The organism is Halorubrum yunnanense (assembly GCF_026586675.1).
GTDB classification, from domain to species: domain Archaea; phylum Halobacteriota; class Halobacteria; order Halobacteriales; family Haloferacaceae; genus Halorubrum; species Halorubrum yunnanense.
The window spans coordinates 1-24,121 of record NZ_JAODIX010000075.1; the positions used below are offsets into that span (position 1 = coordinate 1).

At 65.2% G+C, this 24,121-nt stretch carries 19 protein-coding genes and 4 pseudogenes; 5 read left to right on the plus strand and 18 right to left on the minus strand.

Annotated features, from left to right (window positions below):
* Positions 1-560 precede the first annotated feature (560 nt).
* Both N5096_RS14875 and N5096_RS14880 read right to left on the minus strand, forming a co-directional pair.
* A pseudogene (locus N5096_RS14875) lies at positions 561-1,895 on the minus strand (RNA-guided endonuclease InsQ/TnpB family protein).
* Between the two features lie 220 nt (positions 1,896-2,115).
* Positions 2,116-3,102: an NAD(P)-dependent oxidoreductase gene (locus N5096_RS14880; RefSeq protein ID WP_267665588.1), complete on the minus strand. Its 987-nt coding sequence runs from the start codon at positions 3,100-3,102 to the stop codon at positions 2,116-2,118.
* Between the two features lie 125 nt (positions 3,103-3,227).
* Between N5096_RS14880 and N5096_RS14885 the strand changes: the two genes are divergently transcribed.
* Together N5096_RS14885 and N5096_RS14890 are read left to right on the plus strand one after the other, a co-directional pair.
* Entirely contained in the window at positions 3,228-4,550 is a 1,323-nt protein-coding gene (locus tag N5096_RS14885) for an amidohydrolase (RefSeq protein ID WP_267665589.1), read from the plus strand.
* A gap of 226 nt (positions 4,551-4,776) precedes the next feature.
* On the plus strand, positions 4,777-4,899 hold the full coding sequence (locus N5096_RS14890; RefSeq protein ID WP_267665590.1) for a hypothetical protein: 123 nt from the start codon (positions 4,777-4,779) through the stop codon (positions 4,897-4,899).
* Between the two features lie 240 nt (positions 4,900-5,139).
* Here N5096_RS14890 and N5096_RS14895 read toward each other — a convergent pair whose 3' ends face one another.
* The 7 genes from N5096_RS14895 to N5096_RS14920 form a co-directional block, all read right to left on the minus strand.
* Positions 5,140-6,501, minus strand: coding sequence for an aminotransferase class III-fold pyridoxal phosphate-dependent enzyme (locus tag N5096_RS14895; protein WP_267665591.1), 1,362 nt, complete (start codon positions 6,499-6,501; stop codon positions 5,140-5,142).
* 69 nt (positions 6,502-6,570) lie between these two features.
* Complete coding sequence (locus N5096_RS14900) at positions 6,571-8,208, minus strand: BCCT family transporter (RefSeq protein ID WP_267665592.1); 1,638 nt, start codon at positions 8,206-8,208, stop codon at positions 6,571-6,573.
* A gap of 411 nt (positions 8,209-8,619) precedes the next feature.
* Entirely contained in the window at positions 8,620-9,267 is a 648-nt protein-coding gene (locus N5096_RS14905) for a DUF8102 family protein (protein WP_267665593.1), read from the minus strand.
* 117 nt (positions 9,268-9,384) lie between these two features.
* On the minus strand, positions 9,385-10,665 hold the full coding sequence (locus N5096_RS14910) for an amidohydrolase (protein WP_267665605.1): 1,281 nt from the start codon (positions 10,663-10,665) through the stop codon (positions 9,385-9,387).
* Positions 10,666-10,764: 99 nt separating this feature from the next.
* A complete protein-coding gene (locus tag N5096_RS16585; protein WP_379790543.1) occupies positions 10,765-11,199 on the minus strand; it encodes a toxin-antitoxin system TumE family protein in 435 nt (144 codons plus the stop codon).
* Between the two features lie 2 nt (positions 11,200-11,201).
* Positions 11,202-11,729, minus strand: a complete 528-nt coding sequence (locus N5096_RS14915; RefSeq protein WP_267665594.1) for a DUF7342 family protein — start codon at positions 11,727-11,729, stop codon at positions 11,202-11,204.
* 101 nt (positions 11,730-11,830) lie between these two features.
* Positions 11,831-12,853, minus strand: a complete 1,023-nt coding sequence (locus N5096_RS14920; RefSeq protein WP_267665595.1) for an NADP-dependent oxidoreductase — start codon at positions 12,851-12,853, stop codon at positions 11,831-11,833.
* Positions 12,854-12,913: 60 nt separating this feature from the next.
* On the opposite strand from N5096_RS14920, the gene N5096_RS14925 reads away from it, so the two are divergent.
* Positions 12,914-13,213, plus strand: a complete 300-nt coding sequence (locus N5096_RS14925; protein ID WP_267665596.1) for a hypothetical protein — start codon at positions 12,914-12,916, stop codon at positions 13,211-13,213.
* Between the two features lie 223 nt (positions 13,214-13,436).
* Here the strand turns inward: N5096_RS14925 and N5096_RS14930 are convergent, their stop codons facing one another.
* Positions 13,437-13,994, minus strand: a complete 558-nt coding sequence (locus N5096_RS14930; protein WP_267665597.1) for a DUF7342 family protein — start codon at positions 13,992-13,994, stop codon at positions 13,437-13,439.
* Positions 13,995-14,472: 478 nt separating this feature from the next.
* Positions 14,473-15,600 (minus strand): CapA family protein, encoded by a 1,128-nt coding sequence (locus N5096_RS14935; protein WP_267665598.1) that lies wholly within the window; start codon positions 15,598-15,600, stop codon positions 14,473-14,475.
* Between the two features lie 186 nt (positions 15,601-15,786).
* On the opposite strand from N5096_RS14935, the gene N5096_RS14940 reads away from it, so the two are divergent.
* Positions 15,787-16,245: an HVO_A0114 family putative DNA-binding protein gene (locus N5096_RS14940; protein ID WP_267665599.1), complete on the plus strand. Its 459-nt coding sequence runs from the start codon at positions 15,787-15,789 to the stop codon at positions 16,243-16,245.
* A gap of 33 nt (positions 16,246-16,278) precedes the next feature.
* Here N5096_RS14940 and N5096_RS14945 read toward each other — a convergent pair whose 3' ends face one another.
* Complete coding sequence (locus tag N5096_RS14945; protein ID WP_267665600.1) at positions 16,279-16,566, minus strand: lipoyl domain-containing protein; 288 nt, start codon at positions 16,564-16,566, stop codon at positions 16,279-16,281.
* Positions 16,563-17,258, minus strand: a pseudogene (locus N5096_RS14950) (alpha-ketoacid dehydrogenase subunit beta); the annotation flags it as partial. The gene N5096_RS14945 and the pseudogene N5096_RS14950, both read right to left, overlap by 4 nt.
* Positions 17,259-17,395: 137 nt before the next feature.
* Here N5096_RS14950 and N5096_RS14955 point away from each other — a divergent pair.
* On the plus strand, positions 17,396-18,610 hold the full coding sequence (locus tag N5096_RS14955; RefSeq protein WP_267665602.1) for an RNA-guided endonuclease InsQ/TnpB family protein: 1,215 nt from the start codon (positions 17,396-17,398) through the stop codon (positions 18,608-18,610).
* A gap of 52 nt (positions 18,611-18,662) precedes the next feature.
* On the opposite strand, the pseudogene N5096_RS16440 reads toward N5096_RS14955, so the two are convergent.
* The 5 genes and pseudogenes from N5096_RS16440 to N5096_RS14975 all read right to left on the minus strand — a co-directional run.
* Positions 18,663-18,821: pseudogene (locus N5096_RS16440) on the minus strand (alpha-ketoacid dehydrogenase subunit beta); the annotation flags it as partial.
* Between the two features lie 39 nt (positions 18,822-18,860).
* Entirely contained in the window at positions 18,861-19,805 is a 945-nt protein-coding gene (locus tag N5096_RS14960; RefSeq protein ID WP_267665603.1) for a DUF368 domain-containing protein, read from the minus strand.
* 6 nt (positions 19,806-19,811) lie between these two features.
* Positions 19,812-22,967 (minus strand): oligosaccharyl transferase, archaeosortase A system-associated, encoded by a 3,156-nt coding sequence (locus N5096_RS14965; protein ID WP_267665604.1) that lies wholly within the window; start codon positions 22,965-22,967, stop codon positions 19,812-19,814.
* 180 nt (positions 22,968-23,147) lie between these two features.
* A pseudogene (locus N5096_RS14970) lies at positions 23,148-23,645 on the minus strand (NAD-dependent epimerase/dehydratase family protein).
* A gap of 125 nt (positions 23,646-23,770) precedes the next feature.
* The gene (locus N5096_RS14975) at positions 23,771-24,001 is read right to left on the minus strand and encodes a GDP-mannose 4,6-dehydratase (protein WP_309243309.1); all 231 of its coding nucleotides are present in this window, start codon (positions 23,999-24,001) and stop codon (positions 23,771-23,773) included.
* Positions 24,002-24,121 lie beyond the last annotated feature (120 nt).

Below are 24,121 nucleotides of genomic sequence, written 5' to 3' on the forward strand. Positions count from 1 at the left end.
CCAGTCTCTGACACCGTGAAACCGTGAGTTATCGACCCTACCCCGACGCAGTCTTGCATTCAACAAGGCACCTCAATAAGTGATCGTGAGAGTGAGTGTTGCGGTTCGACGGCGGCGATACGATATTTAAATACTGCGTGAACGACAGCGACGATCGCTTATGAATAAATTGAGGCGGTGGCGCGTGCCGACGAGCGGCCGAGGGCCGCGAGTCGCACGCGCGAGGGACGCCGCGAGCGAAGCGAGCGGCAGCGAGGCGCGAAGCGCCTCTGGCAGCCGGCGCGTAGCGCCGGCGACGAGGCTGGGGAGGAGTGAGGCGCGGTTGCTGTGCTGTCGGGTGGGACTCAAAGGGGCAGCCGCGAGGACGAAGCACGACGACGGAAGCACCGCAGCGAGGGAGCGATAGCGACCGAGCGAGGAGCGCAACGAGTCGCGCGAGTCCTCGCGGCTGGGGCTTTGGAAGTATTCACTGCGGGGTCGTCGGTCGCGTTTGACATCCTCCCCGCGCTGAAGCGCGAGGATTCCCACGGCACCGCACCGCTGGGTTGGGATATTGTGGTTTACGACGTTACGTGTTCTTGAGGTGCGAACGCACCAGTTTCCTTGTCAAACAAGAACGTCGATGGCTGTGCCAACCAGCCGTTACTCCTATCCACCGACAGATTCGGTGAACTCGGAGATACTTTCTGCCGAATGTTCTCAGCACCGTTCACATCCGCGTTCGCCACTGTCCCGCACTCATCGCAGACATACAGTCCGCGTTCAACGCGGTTCGCGTCACGCTTCCGGCCACAGCACGAGCACGATTTCGAGGTATCCCGCTCAGACACTGTCTCAACCGTGATGCCTTCCATCTCGGCTTTGTATTCGAGGAGGTCGGTGAACCGGTCGAACGCCCACGAGTGTAGGTCAAGATTGCCGTGTTTTCCCCAGTCTTTTGACTCGCCGTTCTCCTCGGTCTCGCGGATACCGGAGAGGTCACCGATCACGATGGTTCCGACTCCTTGGTCGACACATCGCTGAACGATGTGTTTCGAGAGGGTGTGGAAGTAGTGAGTGCGGCGAGCCGACTTCTTCTGGTTCAGCCGCGTGGCCTGCTCGGAGTCCGAGTCGTCACACCGAGCGATTCGTTTGCTGAAGTAGTAGTCGTCCTGTTTCAAGCAGTTCAGCGGGTACAACTCGCTGTGACCGTCTTCATACGCGAGCGCGGCGAAGTTGTTGACACCGAGATCAACACCAACCGTCTTCTCACCGGGGGCTTCATTCACGTCTATTTCGACCTTACAAACGAAGTGTAGTTCCCACTCGTCGCCGGTCCACACAATCTTGACTTGTTGGACGTTCTCCACGGCGGAGAGGTCAACATCGGGGCGAGTCTGGTACTTACACAGGACGAAATCCGACCAGTACTCCTTCAGGTTCGATCCTTTTGAGAGTCGAACACGGTCGTACTGAGTGTCGAGTTTGAAGCCTTTCTGCTTGAATGTGACCGTGGAACGCGGGTGTTCGTCGCCGTGTTTGCGGTAGCCGGGCGGGTTCGCTCGTGTATCTCCGTTTTGTCGTTTACCGTACCAACCGTTGAACGCTTCAGCGAGTTCTTGAAGGACTCGCTGTGCTCAATGAGCGAAGCTCATTGGCATCACGAGACGGCTTGCCGTCTCGAACGAACTTGACTGCGAATGTAGGTCATCATAGCGTTCGTGGGTTTTGAGGTACGTGGTGAGTTCGTTGTGATTCGGGATGTGATCGATTTCGTCCCAGATCCGGCTACACGTCCACCGTCCGACGTTCCAGAGTTTCGAGGCGGCGAACCCGAGCGAATCAAGGTCGTCTTGCACCCGCGACTGGTTCCGTATGGAAGCAGTGTAGGTACGGGTAACGACCCGTTTTGCCATACGTAACCTATGTAGATATACTTATTTGAATGTGTGTATTGGAGCAGCGTGGAATATCCAGCCGTGCCATCGACCGGTGGACTGTGACGGGTAGTGTCGGATTCATCCCCGCGCTAAAGCGCGAGGCTTTCTCCTCGATTCTCCGTAAAGAGGCACTCTTCAGCGACCAGCCGTTTCAGAGGATAATACGTCTGAAAATCGGATTCCAACAGCGCCGCGATCAGCGGTTTCGTTCCGGCGTGACGACCGCGTTCTCCAGCTCCTCGCCTGCGTCGAGCGCCGCGACGTTGCCCGCAACGATGTCGGCCAGCCGGTCCCAGTGTTTGGGCGTGTGGCCGCCGGTGTGCGGGGTGATGAGGCAGTTCTCCAGATCCCAGAGGGCGTGGTCCGACGGGAGCGGCTCGGGGTCGGTGACGTCGAGCGCGGCGCCGCGGATGCCCTCGGTCTGGAGCGCCGAGACGAGCGCGTCGGTGTCGACGAGCCCGCCGCGGGCCGCGTTGACGACGACCGCCTCGGGGGGAAGCGTCGCCAGCTCCGCCTCGCCGACCATCCCGCGGGTCATGTCGTTGAGCGGGCACGCGAGCACGACGTAGTCGCTCCGAGCGAACGCCGCGTGAACGTCGTCGTCGTCGAAGCCCAGCACCTCGTCGGTGGGGCCGCCCTTCTCCGGCGTGTAGCGGATCCCGATCGTCTCCACCTCGAACCCGGCGAGCCGCCGGACGACCGCCTGCCCGATCGAGCCGAGCCCCACGACGGTGACCGTGCTGTCGGTGAACTCGTGAGATTGGAAGTGCCGCCACTCGCCGTTGGCCTTCCGGCGGAACCCCTCGTGGAGGTTGCGGGCGAAGACGAGCATGTTGGCGATCGACTGCTCGGCGATGCCCGGCGCGTGGATGCCGCCCGCGTTCGTCACGGCCACGCCGTGCTCGCGCAGCGCCTCGGTCGGGACGTGGTCGGTGCCGGCGAACGTGCACGCGAACAGCTCCAGCCGGTCGGCGCGCTCGAGGAGGTCGGCGTCGAGGGTGATGCCGGTCACGACGCGGGCCTTCGGCACGAGGTCGCGCTCCTCGGCGGGCGTCCGCGCGAGCGCGACCGTCCGGTCCGGGAGTCGCTCGCGGAGCGCGTCCGCGTACGACGCCATCGACAGGCCTTCCGTTCCCTCGCGCAACACGACGATATCTGGATCCGCGGTCTGGTCTGAGCTCATGGGCGGTAGGCGCGTCGGAACGACGCGTTGGCGGATCATGACGAGGCTCTTTCTTAGCCTTTTGTGTATCTAACGTACACGAGAATCGTATACAATTAAGACGGTCGAGCGAGAGAGGCACTCGCATGAACGAACCGATCCGCGATCGGCTCGCCAGCGTCCGCCGACGGTTCCACCGCCACCCGGAGCCCGCGTGGCGCGAGTTCCTCACGACCGCGACGCTCGTCAAGGAGATCCGGGCGATCGGCGTCGACGAGATCGCGATCGGGCCGGACGCATACGACCCGGCCGACCGGATGGCGGTCCCCGACGCCGACCTGGAGCCGTGGATCGAGCGCGCTCGCGACCGCGGCGCTGACCCGGAGCTGCTCGACCGCATGACCGGCGGGAACACGGGCGCAGTCGCCGTGATCGACCGCGGCGACGGGCCCGCGATCGGCCTCCGCGTCGACATCGACGGCCTGTTGATCGAGGAGTCGACCGACCCCGACCACGACCCCGTCGACGAGGGGTTCCGCTCGGAGATCGACGGGACGATGCACGCCTGCGGTCACGACGCCCACATGACGTGGGGGCTCGCCGTCCTCGAGGCGATCGCCGAGAGCGACTTCGCCGGGCGGCTGGTCGTCTTCTTCCAGCCGGCCGAGGAGACGGGGGGCGGCGGCCGTCCGATGGCCGAGAGCCGGTTCGCCGACGACCTCGACTACCTGCTCGCCGTCCACGTCGGCTTGGACCACCCGACCGGCGAGGTGGTCGCGGGGATCGAGAAGCCGCTGGCGATGGCGCACCTCGACGCGACGATCGAGGGGACCTCGGCGCACGCCGGGAAGGCACCCAACGAGGGCGACAACGCGATGCAGGCGATGGGGGCGGCGATCGTGAACGCGTACGGAATCGCCCGGCACGCCGACGGGATGACGCGGGTCAACGTCGGCTGGGCCGAGGCCGGCACCGCGAGCAACGTCGTCGCCGAGCGCGCGGCGATGGAGGCCGAGGCGCGCGGCGAGACGACCGAACTGATGGAGTACATGAAAGACCGGTTCGAGACCACCGTGCGCGCCGCCGCGACGATGCACGGCTGCCGCGGGACCGTCGACGTGGTGAGCGAGTCGCCGCGTGCGGACAGCGACCCGGAGCTGCAGGCGCTGGTGACCGAGGTCGCCGAGGGCGTCGACGGAATCGAGGCCGTGCTGCCGGCGGCGGACTTCGGCGCGAGCGAGGACGCGACGTTCCTGATGGAGCGCGTCCAAGAGGCGGGCGGGCTGGCGACGTACCTCATCGTCGGGACCGACCACCCGACGAGCCACCACACCCCGACGTTCGACGTGGACGAGCGGAGCCTCCGGCACGGCGTGGACGTGCTCGTCGGCGCGATCCGCGACCTCGAACGGCGACACCCGGTCCCACAGGCCGAAACCCCCGCAGACGCGCGTCCGAGTCTCGAGTGACCGACCGCGACCGCGACGACCGCGATGCGGACGGCGGGGAAGCGTCGAAGCCGAGGTGAGCCCTCCCGGCGTCCCCGCCTCTCGCCCCCGCACTGACCGCGGTGTGTGCCGCGCCTCTCATTCTTAAAAGATAGTGATGATTAACGCAATACATAATGTATTTTCTGAGAGAATATATTAATAATTCAAATTTCTTATCCGCATACAGCCCCAATCAAATATTGTAATGGAAATTAATAAGACGAACTCCGAAAGTGGCCCCGCACAACTGAAAGACAACCCGCGACCCGAGGACCTCAAGACGGCGACAAGCCCGGCCGCCCGCCTGCTGGCGTGGCTGCGCGCCTGATCGCTCGCGTCACTGTTTCGAATCGCGGTCTGGAGACTGAAGCTACCTGAGCGGCGTCGACGCGCAAGGGACGCGCCCAGCGCGGTGACCGCGCCCGGCGTGTCTCGCACGACGCTTCGGATCGATGCCGAACGAATCCGCGAGCGGGTCGACGCGCGAGTCCCTCGCGCCGCCCGAAACCGGTCGGGACGTCTCGCCGGCGGAGGGGGCCACCGAAGCTCGCCCGCCGGTTCCGGCCCGTCAGTTCGCCGCCGCGCTCGCGCTGACGGCGTCGACCGCGTCGAGGAAGATTCCCGTGCCGAGCGCGATCTCGCGTTCGGTCGCGTCGAGCGGCGGGAGGAGCCGGATCGTCTTCTTCCCGCAGCCGAGCGTCAGGAGCCCGCGGTCGATCGCGGTCTCGACGACCGCGGAGCGGCGCTCCGGGCTGTCGAACTCCACCGCGAGCATCAGCCCCTTGCCGCGGACGTCGACGACGGTGTCGGGCGCGTCGTCGCGGAGGAGCTCTTTCGCCTGTCGCCCGCGCCGGGTCGCGTTGGCCAGCAGGTCGTGCTCGTCGATCGCCTCCAGCGTGAGCGCGCCCATCATCGAGCCGAGGAGGTCGCCGCCGCCGAACGTCGAGCCGAGGCGGTTCTTCTCGGAGGGGAACAGCTCCGACCGGGAGATCGTCGCGCCGACGCGCAGCGCCTTCGCGGCCGCGATCACGTCCGGCTCGATGGCGTAGTGGTCCGACGCCCAGATCTCGCCCGTCCGACCGACGCCGGACTGGATCTCGTCGACGACGAGCGGGATGTCATACTCGTCGGTCACCGCCGCGACCTCGTCCATGAACGCCTCGCTGGGGAAGCGGTAGCCGCCGACGCCCTGGATCGGTTCGAGCGTCAGGAAGGCGATCTCCGCGGGGTCGACGTGGCCGCCCTCGGGCGCGAGCATGCCCCGGAGCCGCGAGCCGCCGCCCGCGAAGAAGCCGCAGTCGCAGCTCGCGGCGTCACAGCCGCGGTCCGCGCAGAACGGCACCGTCTCGACCCCGCTTATCTCGGGGTACCGGCGCGTGTACACGTCCTTCGATTTGGTGAGCGAGAGGGTCCCGAGCGTGCGGCCGTGGAAGCTCCCGTCGAAGGCGACGCCGTACTTCGCGGCCCCGCGGTGGTCGTGGGTGATCTTCATCGCGTTCTCCATCGCCTCGGCGCCCGAGTTCGAGAGGAACACCGTGTCCATCCCGTACTGACCGGAGACGTCGGTCAGCCGCTCCATGAGGTGACTCGAGCCCGGGAAGTCGGCCTCGTCCGGGGTCGGCCCGGCGCCGAAGTACAGGTCCTGGCCGGCGATCTTCATCGGCTCGACGAGGTCGAACTCCCGCAGCTTCGAGAGGATCTTCTCGTTGTTGTAGCCGAGCGGGGCCGCGCCGATGTGACAGGTGAAATCCAGCAGGACGTTGCCGTCGACGTCGGTGACGAAGGGCCCGTCGGCCTCGCGGGTCACGTCCCAGACGAACTCGTGGGAGTACTCGCTGGGCGCGGAGTGCGACTGGTGGAAGTCGACCCAGCGCTGCGCGTTCGGACCGGGGAGCGAGTCCGCGTCGGGTTCCGCCGTATCCCTATCCATACACAGTTTATGTATACACTGTACATTAAAAGTTGGTATAAATGTGACCGGAGGCGGACGCGACGGCCGTCAGTCGTCGTCCGACCCGGCGGACTCGACCGGACCGGAGCGGGAATCGGCCTCGTTCCCCGATCCGTACAGCACGGTCTCCCGCTGGAAGAGCACTTGGTCGTAGTTCTTCCCGAAGTCCCTGATCAGCGACAGCATGGCGAGGAGGCAGACGAACGCGAACGGCGCGCCGGTGATGATGACCGCGTTCTGGAGCGCGCTCGCCCCCTCCCCGCCGCCGATGATCATGAGGATCGCGGCGGTCATGCCGAGGACGACGCCCCAGAAGATGCGGTTGATGTTCGACGGCTCGGCCTTCCCGCCGGTCGTCATCATCGAGACGGCGAGCGTCGACGAGTCCGCCGACGTGATGAAGAACGTCGTGACGAGGATCATAAAGGCGATCATGAACACCGTCCCGAACGGGAAGGCGTCGAAGAGGATGAAGCCCGATATCTCCGGCGTGAAGTTGTTGATGACCGCACTGAAGTCAGCGACGCCGGTGTGGTGGTACTGGAGGGCGGTTCCGCCGACGATGGTGAACCACGGAATCGTCGCCGCCGAGGTCGCGCCGATCCCCGTGAACGCGACCTCGCGGACGGTCCGCCCCTTCGAGATGCGGGCGATAAACAGCCCCGCGAACGGCGACCACGAGAGCGCCCACGCCCAGTAGAAGACCGTCCAGGAGTTCATCCACGACGTCCCGGCGTCGCTGCCGGCACCGGTGTACAGGCTCATGGACGTGAAGTCGGCGATCATGCCGCCGATCGCCTGTGAACCCAACAAGAGCAGGAAGAGGGTCGGCCCCAAAATGAACGTCGCCAGCATGAGGACGACGAACAAGACCATGTTGAAGTTCGACAGCCGGCGGATCCCCCTGTCGACGCCGAGCACCATCGAGATGGTGAAAAGCAGCGTCATCGTGGTCACCACGATGAGGATGCCGACGTTCCCGAGGTCGATCCCCCACTGGTAGTTGAGGCCGGCGATGAACTGGCTCCCGATGAATCCGAGCGACGTCGCCACGCCCCCGATCGTCGCGAAGACGGCGAGGATGTCAACGACCTTCGCGGCCGGACCGTCGAGGTTCTCCTTCCCGAGGATCGGGGTCAGCGCCGACGAGACCCGGAGCGGGACGCCCTCGTAGTTGTACGCGAAGTAGGCAATCGCGAGCCCCATGATCGTGAACACCGCCAGCTGGGGGAGCGCCCAGTGGAACAGCGTCTGCTGGATAGCGTACGGGACCGCCTCGGCCGTCCCGCCTTCGATCCCGAACAGCGGCGAGGGGTTGTCGTAGTAGAACAACGCCTCCGTCGGCCCCCAGAACACGACGCCCGCCGCGAATCCGGCCGAGTACAGCATCGCGAAGTACGACAGGAAGCTGTACTCCGGGTCCGAATCTCCCATCTTGATCCGCCCCCACGGACCGACGATCAGGAACAGCAGGAAGAGGACGATCAGGAACACGATCACCAGCAGGGCCCAGTTCAGATACGTTGTCACCCAGCCGTAGACGGTGCCGATCGTCTCCGTGACGAGCGTCTCGTTGACGAAGAACGCCGCGATCACGCCGGCGGTCAGCAACGCGCCGAACGCGAAGACGACCGGGTCGATCTCCTCGCGGAACTCCTCGATCATGCCCGGTTCCGAGCCGCTCATGAGCTGACACCCCCGCCACGGCGACGACTACTCCGGCCACGGTGCCTCCGCCGGTCGAGTACCATGCCACATGCTGGCATGCACAGGAGATCGAAATTGTACACGATAAGTGTTTCTCAAGACGCGAGAATATAATCGGATTATGAATACTGTATATTTGTTCAACGCAATCCGAATCAGGTTGCGAACGAAGAGAGACCGACGGCGGTAGGCGCGACATACTGGACAGTTAGGGAGAAATGAGTGTGATAACCCCAGATACGGATTCGAACCGCGGCGGGAGCCGAACGCTACCGAGTCGCCCCCGGACCGGCATCACCGCAAGCGGTCGATCGCCGACGAGCGGCGCGTCATCGATATTCGTTACCGCAAGAGAGGGGGCGACGTGCCGTCAGTTCGTCTCCCGGGCCGTCAGTTCGTCAACTCCTCGAGCGTGCGCTCGTGGGAGGCGGCGCTCTCCGTCAGCTCCTCGGCGAACTCGTCGACGCGGTCTTTGATCTCCTCGCCGGCCGCCTCCGGCGAGAAGGAGTCCGACATGGTCAGCAGGCGGACGAAGGCGCGGAGCTCCTCGTCGGTGAGCTCCGCGAACTCGTCGTCTTCGAGCTTCGCGACGACCTCGTCGACGTCGATCTGCCCGACCGGGTCGACGTTGAACTCCACGTTGACCATGCGGTAGTTCGACCCGGCGAGCCGCTGTTCCGCCTTGCCGACGCCCTCCGAGAGCATGTCCTTGAACGGCGTGTGGTACCCCATCGTCCCGAGGTGGAGGAACGCGAGTATGTCGGTGATCCCCTGCGTGTACGCCTCACGGTCCTCGTCGTCGGGGTCGAACACCGTCTCCCGGTCGCGCTCCTCTAAGCACTCGAAGAGGATGCTGAAATCGAGGACCGCGTTCCGGACGCGGCGCCGGATCCGGTTCCGCTTCTGTTTCCGGGAGTGGTCCGTGTAATCCGTCTTGCGCCCGAGCAGAAAGTCGCGGTCGGAGGGGGTCAGGATTCCGCGAGGCCGGTCCGACTCGGCCGCCGCCTCCAGCGACTCCGGCACGTCGTTCTGGCTCATGCCCGTTACACCGGGTGCCACAGGATTAACACTACCGGACCATCGGGCGAGCGACACCGACCGATCCGGGTCCCGGTGCCCCTCCCCCGGCCCCCTGCCCCGACCCCCCGCGCCCTGCTACGGGCGTCGCCGCGACAGCTCAACGAAGGCGTCCGACAGGAGCGTGACCCCGATCTCGAGGCTCGCCTCGTCGATGTCGAAGGTCGGCGTGTGGTGGCTCGTCGGGTGGTTCGTGCCGACGAGGACGTACGACGCGAGCCCGCCGGCGTCCTGGACCCGGCCCATCAGATACGTGCCGTCCTCGCTCACGCCGAACTCCTCGCTCGGGATCACGCGGTCGACGCCGTCGACGTCCCACGCGACGTTGCCGATGACCTCTCGGAGCGCCGGGTGACTGTCGACGCACGGCGACTCGCTGATCAGCCGCGGCGTGACGTCGCAGTCGTGGAGCTCGGCGGCCGCGTATAGGACCCGTTCGAGCTCGTCGCGCGCGTACGTCATCAGCGCGGTCGTCTCGCCCCGGACCTCGGCGTCGATCGTCACCTCCTCGGCGATGACGTTGCTCGCGGAGCCGCCCTCGATCGCGCCGACGTTCACGCGCGTCGCCCCGTCGGCGTGCCGGGCGATGCCGTACGCGTTCTGGATCGCGGCCGCGGCGGCCTGCATGGCGTTCGCGCCCTCGTTGGGCGCCTTCCCCGCGTGGGCGCTCGCCCCTTCGAAGGTGGCCGTCAGGTGCGCCATCGCCAGCGGGCTCTCGACGCCGGCGACGATCTCCCCCGTCGGGTGTCCGAGCCCGATGTGAAGCGCGAACAGGTAGTCGACGCCGTCGAGGTGACCGCTCTCGGCCATCGCCTTCCCGCCGCCGGAGATCTCCTCGGCCGGCTGGAAGAACAGCTTGAGCGTCCCCTCGAACGCGCTCTCCTTGACGGCCGCGATGGTTCCGAGCGCGATCGCGAGGTGCGCGTCGTGGCCGCAGGCGTGCATGTACCCGTCGTGTTCGGAGCGGAACCCCTCCGCGGTCGGCCGGTGGTCGGGATCGTCCGACTCGTGAATCGAGATCGCGTCGAGGTCGACGCGCAGGCCGATACAGGGCCCCTCCCCCTGCGAGAGGGTCGCGACGACGCCCGTGTGGCCGCCCGCGGTGCGTTCGAGGAGATCGTCGCTGACTCCGGCGGCGCGGGCGCGGTCGAGCCACGGCCGGATCTCGTCGTCCTCGGGGACGGCCATCCGCGCGTCCGTATCGAGCGCGTCGCGGCCGACGGCGATCTCGTCGACGCCGATTCGCTCGAGCTCCGCGACGACGCGGGCGGTCGTCCGGAACTCGCGCCATCCCGGCTCCGGATGGCGGTGGAACGCCCGCCGGAGGTCGCTCAGTCTGGCTCGCGCGTCGTGGGACATCTGTCCGGAGGAGAAGCGGTCAGGGTACTTAACCATGGTCGATGGGTCACCAGAATACCGAGGTGGATGCCCAAAACGTCAATCGTTGGGGGAATCCGATCAGAGTGTCTCGATCCGCCGCTCAATCGCTTCGAATACGGTCGCGTAGATATCGAGCGGATGGAGCGATGAGAGTTCGAGATCCGAAACCGAAGCGCCCGTCGGCGGTTCGTGAAAGTGGACGCGAGCGTTGTGCGTGTTCGGGTGTCGGTCCCAGCGACACTCCCACTGCCCACTACTCCGATCTTCGAGGTAGTGTATCGAGAAGTCGTTCGTCGTGAACCACCGAACGTCGATTCGAGCCGTAGTCACCGAATCGGGGTATTGCTCCGTGGCGAGCGACGCACGAAGGAGCCGCGGTTCGTACGGGTCCGGTTCGAACTGAGCCGTAGCGACCAGCGGGTCGGACGCCAGTTGTCGTTCAAGTAGGCGCAACGTCTGTCGATCCGGAGGGCCAGTCGACTCAGGTGCCGAATCGCCTGACGGGGAGCTCATATTCAAGCGGGGATCAGATGGCCGTCGTTCTCCGAGAGCTGCCGTGCCAGTTCGTAGAGCCGGATATCTCGAATCACGCCCTTCCACTCGCTCACCGCGGTCATTCGGTCGTGGATCGTCTCGTGATCAGCGTCTTCGAACACGGAGACGGTATCCGGGTCGGCGGTCCCAAACCGGTCCTCGTATTCGGAGCGCCGGTCCTCAAGCGTCGCGACGCGGTCGATGATCTCGTCAACAGAGAGACCGGCAGCGATCCGAGTCGCGTCCTGCCACTCGAGATAGCCGTCGTTTCGCTCGTACGTCGCCGGGCGGTTCTCTCGGTTCGCGCGAGCGACACCCATCTCCGCCAGCCGGTCGAGATGCTTCTTCGCCGCGTTCGGAGAGCAGTCCGCGAGCTCCGCGATATCGGTGGACGCCGTCGGCGACGTGACTCCAAGAAGGACGTCGTAGACACGCCCGAACGTGTCCGTTTCCTCCTGCCACCGAGACCGTTCAGTCCCGGGTTCAGGCGCCGGATCGAACTCGGTCATACCGTCGTGTACGCATTGAGTATCAATATATCTTTGTATCACGCAGATATATGAATCGAGCGACGTCAGGATCGTCGTCAGCGTATCCGAGGGTCGCCTCGCTACTCCTGGTTCGCCGCCGACACCCGCACCACCTGCTTGCCGATGTTGTCGCCGGCAAACAGCCCGAGGAAGGCGTCGGGCGCGTTCTCCAGCCCCTCCACGATCGTCTCGCGGTGTTCCAGCTCGCCGCTCGCGACCCACCGACCGAGTCGTTCACTGGCCTCGCCGAACCGGGTCGCGAAGTCGCCCACGAGCAGGCCCTCCACTCGCGCGCGCACCGAGATCAGCTGCGGGAGCTTCCGCGGCCCAGTCGGGACCTCCTCGTCGTTGTAGTGGGCGATCTGCCCGCAGACGGCGACGCGCGCGTCGAGGTTCAGCTGCGTGAACACGGCGTCGGTGATGGGACCGCCCACGTTGTCGTAGTAGACGTCCACGCCGTCGGGCGCGGCCTCGTCGAGTGCGGCGCGGTAGTCGTCGGTCGCCTCGTAGTTGATCGCGGCGTCGAAGCCGAGGTCCTCCGTGAGCCACGCCGTCTTCTCGTCGGAGCCCGCGAAGCCGACCACACGACAGCCTGCGCGTTTTGCGATCTGGCCGACGACGGAGCCGACCGCGCCCGCAGCCCCGGAGACGACCACCGTGTCGCCGGGCTTGGGCTCACCGACCTCTAACAGCCCGAAGTAGGCGGTCCGCCCCGGCATCCCGAGGACGCCGAGGTAGGCCTCGGGATCGGCGACCGCGGGATCGACCGGGGCGACGTCGTCGGCGTCGAGCGTCGCGTAGTCGGCCCACCGTCCCTCGCCTGTGACGAGGTCGCCGGGGGCGTACGCGTCGCTCGCGCTCTCGACGACCTCGCCGACGACGCCGCCCTTGAGAGGGTCGCCGACGGCCCACGGCTCCGCGTACGACTCGGCGCCACGCATCCGGCCGCGCATGTACGGGTCCACGGAGAGGAATCGGGTGCGGACGAGGAGTTCGCCCGGTGCGGGGGAGGGAACGCCGGTCTCGCGCAGTTCGAAGCAGTCCATGTCGGGCTCGCCGGTCGGCCGCTCGGCCAGTAGCCACTCGCGGTTAGTGTCTGTCACGCTCGCCGTTGACGACTGTGCCTCAATAGGGTTTGGACGCCAGCAGGGACCGGGGCCGACGTGGACCGGTTATGCGATCGTCTCGCTCGGGACGTTCGGGGCCTCATCGTCCCACGTGAGTGCGTCGAGGGCATCGACGAGGTCATCGATTCGGCGATCGAACACGTTCAGCGGATGGGCGTCGATGAATACGGCTTCCTCGCGCTGTACCGTGTCGCCTCGGTAATCGATTTGGAAGTGGCACTCTCCGAGCTCCGGGTGCGTCTCGTCCTGATGCCACCCTACCATGAGATCCCGCTCAGCGTCGACCCACTGGATCCGATAGAAGTCGTACGCGTGAGTCTGCGGGAAATCGAATGAGACCTGCAGTTCCGCTTCGCCGACAGGGTATGACGTTCCGAGGAACGATGACGGTACGATTGTGGCCCGGACACCGACTTTGTTTCCGATTGAGGTGTGGTACCAGACCTGTTCAACGGGAGAACCATCTACGGAAGCCCGCGTCTGCAGGCGATTAAAAATCCGAGAGAGCAGCGTCCGCTTATCGAGATTCGCGCGATTTGCGAGAAAGATCATCGATGCGCTACTGTGAGAGCGACACCGACGAGTTCGACGAGTCGTTCTGTCCCGGATAAAGCTCGCGGGCGTCGTCGTAGAGCTCGAGCGCGTGTTTCAGCAGGCGTTTGTTGTCTTCGTAGCGTTCCCACTGACGCAGGACGCGGTTGCGGTCGCGGATATCTGTGCTGTCGAGGTCGTCATCCGTGAGCGTCGCCTCTAACTCATCGCGTGACTCGACCTCGAAGTCGGCCTTCCACTCATCGATGTCATCTTGGATGGCCGCGATCTCCTCGCGGAGCTCCGCTCGCGTGTGGGTGTTGATCAGCTCGGTCAGTTCGGTGAAGTAGCGCAGCTGGTAGTTCGGGGCGTATTTGGTGTGCCCGCCATCGCCTTCGACGGCCTGCAGCTGCCCGAATTCAACGAGCATCTCCAACTCGTCTTTCGCGGTTTGCCACGCGGACACCTGCGCTTCCTCGCGTACCCACTCGACGGAGCGCGGTTCTGTGAGCGTTGTCGCGATCTCCCTGACACGCTCGCGAGCAGAGAGGTCGTCCGTCCATGGTGCGAGGCCACGCTCAGTCATACAGGGGCGTACGCGCTATAGTCTATTATTTGTTTGGACACATCACAGAGATACGAGACCTAGAATCGCCGCGCGACTCGCATCTGCCGCCGGTTCCGTCGCCAGCAGTCGCGCAGAGAGCGTCTCGTCGCGGCGGCATCAACGAATCTCCAGACTCGACGAGAACCGAACCGTCCCCGGGCGAGTCGTCGCTCGATTCACCACAAACACGGAGCGCGACCAAGCCGTGCCTCCAGCCAGCACGGACCGGTTCCTCGTGGGGCGACGGTCAAGTGCTGTTATTCCGAATCTCGCAACACCACGAACAGGCCCCACGCCGCTGCGAGCACCAGACTCGCGACGATGAGTGTCGGTAGCAATATCTCCAATTGCGCCGCGCTCAGACCGAACATACCAGACCTAATGGCCCGTCTCATTTGAATCTAGGCAATCGGAGACGTGTCCGAGCGGACCGGCCCCCCATCGTCGTCGACTGGTCTCAACCGTCGCCCAGCGGGATCGTCACCCTCCCGTCCGTCCGCTCGACGTCGGTCCCGAACGCCGCGGAGCGCTCGGCAATTGTGTCGCGCACCCACTCGGCGACGTCGGGGCCCGCGAGCGCCGCCGCCTCGTCGACGATCGCGGCCGGCTCGACGCGCAGCTCGTCGAGGTCGCCGTCGCGGACGACCAGCTCGAACAGCGCGCTCCGTTTGTTGTGGACGCCCTGCCGGTCGATGTAGTCGACGTAATCGTCCACGAAATCGCCCGCGTCGTAGATGATCGGCCGGCCCTGATACACCTCGACGCCCTGGAGGACGTGCGCGCTGTGCCCGTGGACGACGTCGACGCCCTGATCGACGAGCCACCGCCCGAACCGCTCGTGGACCCGGCGCGGCTCGGTCTCCCAGTTCGGGCCCCAGTGAAGCGAGGCGACGACGAGGTCGGGGTCGTGCGAGCGGGCGTTCTCGAGGATCCCCTCGACGAGCGATCGGGTTTCTGGGATCCTCGGATCGAGCGTCGCGAAGGCGGTTCCCGGCCCGTCTTCCGTCGCGGCGAACGCCGGAGACTGGTCGGTGAGCCCGAACGCGGCGACCGTCACGTCGCCCGCCTCGAAGACCGCGGGTTCGAGCGCCGTTTCGAGGTCGGTCCCGGCACCGGCGTGAGCGATGTCGGCGTCGCCGAGGTGCGTCCGCGTGTCGCGGAGCGCGGGCTCCCGGAAGTCGAGGATGTGGTTGTTCGCGAGCGAGGCGAAAGAGGCGCCCGCGGCCTCGAGAGCGGGAATCGCGAAGGAGGGATCCGATCGGAAGTAGTACACTTTATCCGGCCACTGCGTGCCGCGATCGGAGACGCAACACTCCAGGTTCGCGACGAGCCCGTCGAGTGCCTGCAGGCGCGGCAGCGTCGATCCCCAGACATCCGCGGGGTCGTCGTCGACCCAGCGCTCGTTGACGCTGCGCCCGAGCATGAGGTCGCCGACGAACCCGATCCGCGCGTCGACGTTGGCGGCGTTCGGGCTGTCGCGGTCGCTTCCGGGTCCCGTCCGTCGACCGGACGGCAGCGCGGCGCAGCCGGCGACGCCGGCGAGTCCAGCGACGCCCGACGCCAACAGGCTTCGACGCGTTCGCATCGCGTGTGGGTTCGACGAGCGCCGATTTGAAGCCTCGGGTGGGACTATCGTTCGATCCAGTGGTGGGTGGGTCCCTAGAGTATATGTATTATGAGATCATAGGCCATAATAGAATCCAGAATTTCGCACACGTCGCGAGCTTCCTCCAAGAGGTCGCTCAGCTCTCCACGATCGAGGATACAAACTATGACTGAACCCACCGACGACGGCTGGCCCGAGAAGTACCGTGACCCCCGTGACCGCCCGCATCCCAGCGTGCTTCGCGTCACTGTGGAGTCATTCGAGGAGATGCGTGAAGAGACCCGCAATGCCACCGAAACAGCCAGCAGGGGCGACAAGCAGCCTGCAGTCGTCTCGTTCGCGACGGTCGGTGAGCTGCGGACGATCCTCACCGACCGCCGGATCGAACTGCTGCGGGCGCTCCTCGCGATCGGTGACGCGGCTGAGAGTATCTCAGCGCTTGCAGACGATCTCGGTCGGGACTATCGAGCGGTTCACGACGACGTGTCGCTGCTCGCCGACCACGGCTTGCTGTTCATCGTTGCGGAGGGCCGGTCGAAACGGCCGTACCTCCCGTACGAACGCATCCGTCTTGACGTCGAACTCGTCGGTGAGATGCCCGGCGAGGAGTCCGCCCCAGCTTGAGACTTGGGCGGAGGCGGGGGAGCGTAAGCGCCGTCACTCGGATCTGACCCACCCGAGCGTGTCCCCGATCTCGAACTCGTCGTCCTCCTCGACGACGATCTCGTCGAGCGTCCCCGCGACGGGCGCTCGGATGTCGACGCTCACCTTCTCGACCTGGATCTCACAGAGCGTGTCGCCCGCCGCCACCGACCGGCCCTCGCGGGCGAACCAGTCGACGAGGATCCCCTCGCTCTCGTCGACGTCGGCCTCCCAGTCGCCGGTCGCACGAACGGCGACCCGCATTCCGGAGCCGCCGTCGGTCGCGACCGGTCGGTCGGTCATTCCGGGGACACGACCTCGCGAACGCGCGATTCGATGTCGCCGGCGTCCGGGATCACTTCGTTTTCCATCGGTCGGGCGTACGGGATCGGGACGTCCGGGACGGCGACCCGCTCGACGGCGTCGAGCGCACCGAGGTCGCGGTCGGCGACGCGCGCGATGATCTCTCCGGTAACGCCGAACGACTGGTAATCCTCGTCGACGACGACGAGTCGGCCGGTCTTCCGGACCGACTCGAGGATCGTCTCGGTGTCGAGCGGAACCAGCGTCCGGAGGTCGATCACTTCCGCGTCGATTCCCTCTGCCGCGAGCGACTCCGCCGCGTCGAGCGCGCGGTGGACATGGAGCCCGAGCGTCACGACCGTGACGTCGGAACCTTCGCGCTTGACGTCCGCCGACCCGAACGGGATCGTGTAGTCCGTCTCGGGAACGGGCGTCTTCGGGCCGTCGGGCGCCGGCATCCAGCCGATCCCCATCAGCCGCTTGTGGAACAGGTACATCACCGGGTCGTCGTCGCGGATCGCGTTGTGCATCAGCCCCTTCGCGTCGTAGGCGGTCGACGGCACGACGAGCTTTAAACCGGGGATGTGCGCGAACGTTCCGTAGAGGGTCTGGGAGTGCTGGGCAGCGTCGTTGTACGTCCCGCCGACCGCGGCCGTGAGGACGAGCGGGACGTTCACGTTCCCGCCGCTGATAAGACAGCAAGGCCGAAACCCACGGCTTTAGAGCCGTGGGAGGAAGCCGACGTGCTAAGGATCAACCGCCGAGCGATGGCAGTGTGACTCCCCACAGGACCGCAGTACTTATAAATCTATACTCGCTCTTATGAAGTATGGCGGAGGTGCGTCGCACGGTCGTCGTCAAACTCAACGTAGACGACAGCGACGCCACTCTCCTCCACAAAACCGTCGAGGAGTATCTGTGGGCGTGTAACTACGTCGTCCGTGACGCATGGCAGGACGACTACAAACCGACGTCCAAGAACACACTCCACGACCGGACGTACTCCGACGTGCGCGAACAGACGCGCCTTCAGGCAAATCTCGTTCAATCTGCACGCAACCGCGCCGCCGAAGCCATCAAGGGCGTTGTCGCCCGGTGGAAAAAAGGTAAGAAGGCGTCGCAACCGCACTTCACGACGCCGTCTGTCCGGTACGACAAACGGAGTGCGACATTCCACGACGATCGTGTGTCCCTTTCTACGGTAAACGGACGCATCGAAGCCGAGTACATCCTTCCGCCGGAGGGAGACAACCCGCAGACGAAATACCTCCGCAACGACGAGTACGAGATCACAGGTGCGACACTCCAGTACCGCGACGCGACGGACACGTTTTTCCTCCACATCGGAACGAAGCCCGACGTGGAGACCAAGATACCGGACGAAGGCGACGCCGAGAACAGCACAGTCCTCGGCGTCGACCTCGGTATCGAACAGATCGCCGTCACGTCGACCGGGATGTTCTGGAGCGGCGACTACCTCAACCACCGTCGTCGAGAGTACGAACGCGTGCGTGGCGATCTTCAACGGACGGGCACGGAGTCAGCCCATCGAACCATCGAACGGATGGGCGACCGAGAGACACGGTGGGTAGAGGACTACCTCCACCGTATCTCAAAAGCCATCGTGCAAGAAGCCGTCGCGCATGGGTGCGACCGGATCGCGTTCGAAGAGCTGACCGACATCCGCAACCGGATGCCGAGTGCAAAGAAGTTCCATGCGTGGGCGTTCCGACGCCTGTACGATTACGTGGCGTACAAGGCCGAAGCGGAAGGTATCGACGTCACGAAGGTTGATCCGGCGTACACGTCCAAGCGGTGTTCGAAGTGCGGGACGACGCTAGACGAGAACCGCCAGTCGCAAGCGAAGTTCTGTTGTCAGAAGTGCGGCTACGAGGTCAACGCAGACTACAACGCGGCGAAGAACATCGGATTTCGGCTACTCCGTACGGGGCAAAAGTCTCCGCACGGAGGGGCGACACGTCACCTCGCCCTCAAGTCGGGGACGCTGAACGTGAATGGCGGCTACTCGCCTACCGACGACTAACGTCGGTTAGAACGGGAGTCCACCGACAAGCCCACCGCTTTAGGGGTGGGTTGGTGACGTAGGTGTTCTTCGCGAGCTGATTATAGATCTGGTCCATCGCGACGCCGAAGAAGTCGACGAACATCAGCTCCGCGATGGGGCGCATCCTCTGCTAGATGGCGCCGACCGCCGCCCCGAGGTACGCGATCTCGCTGATCAGCACGTCCATAATATTAGTTTGTTCGGGCGACCCGCGACGGCATCGACGCCGTCAGTACTCGATCGCCGCGGAGTACCGGTCCAACACGAGCACGAACGCCGCGCCGAAGAGCGCCGCGAGCGCGAACCGCGGCGCGGCGGCTCGCCACGACTCGCCGCTCTCTGCGAGTCGAAGCGACACCTCAGCGAGGGGTGCCCGCAGCGCACCGACGACCAGACTCACGAGGAACGCGAGCGTCGCGGCCCGGGCGCGGGCGAGCGCGTATCGAACGGTGTGAGCGATCGTGAACAGCCCGACGACGCCGCCGACGAGGAACGTCGCGACCGGCGGGAGCGTTTCGACCAGCGTCTCGCTGCCGTTTCCGGTGACGAACGCGACCAGCCCGTCGACGGCCCGGCTCACGGTGCCCGACATGTACTCGTACTGGCCGAGGACGACGAGCAGCAGCGACCCGGAGATCCCCGGGAGCACCATCGCGCTGACCGCGACCGCGCCGGCGACGAAGACGACCGGTAGCGAGCTGGCGAGCGCGGTCGAGGCGTACCCCGAGGCGAGAAACGCGAGGAGGAAGCCGGCGACCGCCGCCGCCTTCCGCCGGGGCGTGTCGAGCGCGACGCCGCCGAGCAACACGCCCGCGCTCGCCGCGATCAGCCCGAAGAAGAAGCCGTACGTCGCGACCGGGCGGGTCGTTAAGAGGTAGTCGACGCCGCTTAAGACAGTGATAACAGCCGTGCCGATGCCCGCGCCGAGCACGAGGAGGAAGGCGCCGTCGACCTCGTGGAACGCGGCGCGGGCGTCCGGGATGTTTGCGGGGCGGACGCCCGCGAGAACGCGCCGGATCCGCGCGGGGTCAATCGCGGTCACGGCCGCGATCAGTCGCTCGTAGATGCCGACGATGAGCGCGATGGTGCCGCCGGAGACGCCGGGGACCGCGTCCGCGCTCCCCATCGCGACGCCTTTTAAATACAGCGTCGCCCAGTCCCGGAGGCCGGCCATTGCTGGTTACGCGCTCGCGCCGTCGGTGCGAGGCGTCTCGGTCGCCGTCGCGTCCGCGGCGACCGTCGCGTCCGCGAGGGCCGGGGCCACGGGCGCGGTCGCAGCGCTCTGGTTGCCGGAGCCGCCGTCAGAGCCGCTCCCGTCAACCGGACACTCGGGGTCGCCGCTCGGGCAGTCGATGACCTCCTGTTCGAGTTCGACCGTCGCCGCCGCGTCGTCTTCGCCGACGACCTGGCCCTCGGTCACCTCGACCTGTCCGACGCGCTGGGTGGTGTACAGGTCGTCGCCGGTCGTCCGCTCGGTGGTGACGTTGTACGGCCCGGTCGCGCGGACGCTGGTGTTCGTGTAGCCGTTGTCGGGCCCGAACTCGTCGTACCCCGTCGTGGAGTACGGCACCGTGAGCTCGAAGTCGCCGTCGGAGTCGGCCTCGGCGTACTGCGTGTACTCGAACGTCTGACCCGAAGCCTTCTGCATCTCGACGGTCGCCTCGACCTCCGCGCCGGGCTGGGCGCCCGATCCCTCGATCGTCGCACCGGGCACTCGCTCGAAGGTCTTCACGTAGTCGTCTTGGAACGCCGCGAGGAACGACTCGCCGAGGATGTCCTCGACGCTGGTCCCCTCGGGGAGCAGCTGCTGGAGGACGCGGACCTGCAGCGCCGAGGGCGACTGGCCCTGCGCCTGCGAGGCGTGGACGAGGCGGCTGTGTTCGAGGGCTTCGACGCGCTCAGAGGGGAGCGTGCCGACGCCGCCGATCTGGGCGCTGCCGTCCTCCGCGACGTACTCCCGGGCCGCGGTCATGTTGTCGAACTGTTTGATCGTGGTCGTCGGGTCGGCCGGGAGCGTGTTCACTTCGACCTGCTCGCCGCCCTGCGTCTGGGCGGTCTGGGACTCCCAGTCGACGACGACCGGCTCGGGATCGACCGCGCTGCCGTAGTGCTCGTACAGGCGGATCATCTGGCTCTCGTGGTAGCGTTGGGTGTTCACCTGCATCACCGTCTGGAACCCGCCCTGCTCGGTCTGCTGGTAGAGGACCTTGTTGAAGTCGGAGCGCGTCTCGTTGCCCGAGTAGAATGTGACGGGCGCGCCGAACTTGGAGTTCGGCGAGGCCATCTGCCAGTCGACCATGACGTAGCGGGTGTCGTTGCCCTCGGTGCTCTGGCTCGCGAGCACCTCCGCGGCCTCCTCCTCGCTCGGCGCGAGCAGGTAGTCCGCCGCCTCGCCCGCGTTCTGCTGGAACGGGTTGGCGTTCGGGATGCGCTCGGCGCGCGTGGTGATCCAGTGGCCGTAGTCCCACCACGACTGGACGCCGTACGCGCCCTCCGGGTACTCGAAGTCGTCGTCTGCCGGCCGCTCGTAGGTGCCGTATAACTCCAATGGGTTGTCCGCGCCCTCGAGCTCGCCGGGCGTGGGCGTCTCGTCGTTCATCCACTGGAGGCTGCCGTCCCATTGCGTGACGCCGCCGGGACCGGTGTTCGCGCCGGCGGCCCAGACGGGCGTCGCCATCGCGACGAGGGGGACGATCAGGACGACGACGAGCGCGATCGCCGTCATCGCCTGCCAGCCTTCGACGTCGCGGAGGTCGTCGAGGGAGTGGAGGCTGATCGCGTCGAGCGCGACCTGGAGGAAGTACGCCGCGCCGACCGCGACGATCACCGCGAGGTAGTAGTTGAAGCGGGTCTGCGTGAACGCGGCGCTCCCGATGAACGCCGCCCACACGACGAAGTAGAGCTCCTCGGTATCGTACTCAACGAGGAACGTTGCGCCGACGAGGAACGCCGCGGCGATGACGAGGCCGACGACCTGCCAGCTGACACCGACGACGCCGCCAATGGCGCCGTACAGTTGCGGGAGCGCGTAGACGGAGCCGACGAGCGCGAGCGCGGCCGGGATGTAGAGCGTGTGGTTGGGGTCGTCAGAGCGGTAGAGGGGACGCGCGAGGATATAAAGGATCGCGGCGAGTGCGAGGAAGAAGGCGAATCCGTACTGCGAGAGGACGAAGTCGGAGAAGGCGTTGTTCTGAAGAGGCGGTTGGGCCTCACCGATGGTACGGAACTGTGCGGTGGCGCTGAAGCCGACGAAGTTCAAGAGGTTACTGGTGAGCGTCGACCACAGCGAGGGGATCGCGAGCCAGACGACGCCAGCGGACGCGAGGATGAGGCCGCCGACGGCCGGCGGGTACGTGTCGACCTCGAGTTCGCGCGACTCCCACTGACGGGCGAGCCACGCGAGGAAGACGGCGCCGACCGCGACGCCGAGCGGGAGCACGACCTGGAGGAGCGAGTACTGTGTGGTTTGGAAGGAGAACGTGTCGAGCGGGATCAGCTGCATCAGAGCCGTCACGCTCATCGCGACCGCGCCGGCGAACGCGACGGGCTCGGGGCTTCTCCCGTGGTAGGTGTCGCTCGTGAGCTTCACCGCGAGGAAGACGCCGGTGATCCCGACCATGAGGACGCCGGGCTGCCACGTCCACATGTAGAGCCCGAGTGCGACGCCCGCGGCCGCGGCATAGGCGGCCGGGCGCTTTAGCGCCTCCCAGTCTCGATCGACGACGAGCTCCCAGACCGGCGCCTCGCGCTCGGCGACCGCGAAGGCGACGAGGAATGCGAGGGCGGCGAGACTCTGGAAGAGGACCTCGGCCGCGCTGTGGTCCGGGAAGCCGACGAGACTGTAGCTGAAGAAGGTGCCCGGGAGGAGCGCGAGGACGACGACCGCGGCGAGCGCCGCGAACCGGTCGACGAACCGGCGGGCGATGAAGTAGGTCGGGATCGCGACGAGCGCACCAGCGATGGGAGCCATGACGAGCATGACTTCCTCGGTGCTGCCCATAATCGGGCGGGCGATCCAGACGCTGACCGCCATGATGTGATCCCACAGCGTGCCGAACTGACCGACTTGGCTACCAACCGGGAAGCCGGTCCAGACGTCGAAGGGGAGGGTACTCGGCCAATTCTCGAGGAGATAACTCGTCTCGCGGAGGTGATACCACGCGTCGTTGCCGCGGAAGTACACCTCGCCGTTTCGAACGAAGTTACCGTACGATCGGAGGCGGGTCCACAGCATGAACGCGAACGCCCCGAGGAGGATCAGGACGTGATACCACCGCCGGAGGACGTCGAGGGGCGATCCCTCGTCGTCTCCGACGGCGTCGGTTTGCTGACTCATTACACGAAGTCACTTCCAAAACCTCCATAAGGCTTGTTATATACCGCCCGCGGTCGCTCCGTATTTGTCGAGGTACTTTCTAGAGTCAACCGATCGTTATCGATGGGCTTTGGGGGAGTGAAGTCTGGCCCAAGGGTCGAATATTCAGCCCCCAATAAATCATATCAGTGTTCCCCGAAATTATCGACCTCCGTACCACGCCACGAAGCGTTCGATTCCATCCTCGAAGTCAACCTGTGGTTCCCAGTCTAATACTTCCGATGCGCGCGAGATATCCGAGATGTAAACTTTCTGATCCCCCTCTCGCCAGTCGTCGAACGATACTTCGGTCCGTCTATTGGTCTTTTCTTCCAGCATGTCGAGAAATTCGAGGAGACTGGTTTTTCCGCCCACGCCGATATTGCACGCAGATGGTTTGTCCTCCGGATCAGAAAGGAACGCATCGTGTGCACGAATCAGATCCTTCACGTAGAGCACATCTCGTACCTGCTTTCCGTCTCCAAAGATCGTGAGTGGCTCGTCCCGAAGCGTGCTGATAGCAAAGTGCGCCACCCATCCCTGATCCTAGTTTTCGAACTGCCGCGTTCCGTAGATACAACTCATCCGAAACGCAGCCGCGTCTATCTCGCCGCGGTCAGCGTACTCCTGTACGTACAGATCGGCTGTGAGCTTCGACACTCCGTACGGCGTATGTTCACAGTCGTCGATCGAGAGCAACTCTGGAATTCCGTTCTCGTACTCGGGGTCATCATACTGGTACCGCGTGTCTTCCTCGCGAACCGGGATTTCATTAACGTTATCCCCTACACCTTATTCATTGATGCCTGTACGACCGCAGGGTCGCTGTCGGCTTTTCGTGCGGCTTCGAGCACATTGAACGTTCCGAGTGCATTCACCTTGAAGTCAGTTCGTGGGTCCTGTATCGAAGCCGTGACTGCCACTTGACCTGCAGTATGAACGATAGCATCGTGGCCCTTCACGATGTCCTGTCTTGTTGAACGCAAGACTGCGTCGGGGTAGGGTCGATAACTCACGGTTTCACGGTGTCAGAGACTGGTTCTTACACTCAGAAGATGTAGTAGCTGCCGCTGGCGGTGGTCGTCAAAGGGTCAAAACTATGGTATCTTACTTCCTTGATCAGGTGACGACGGCGA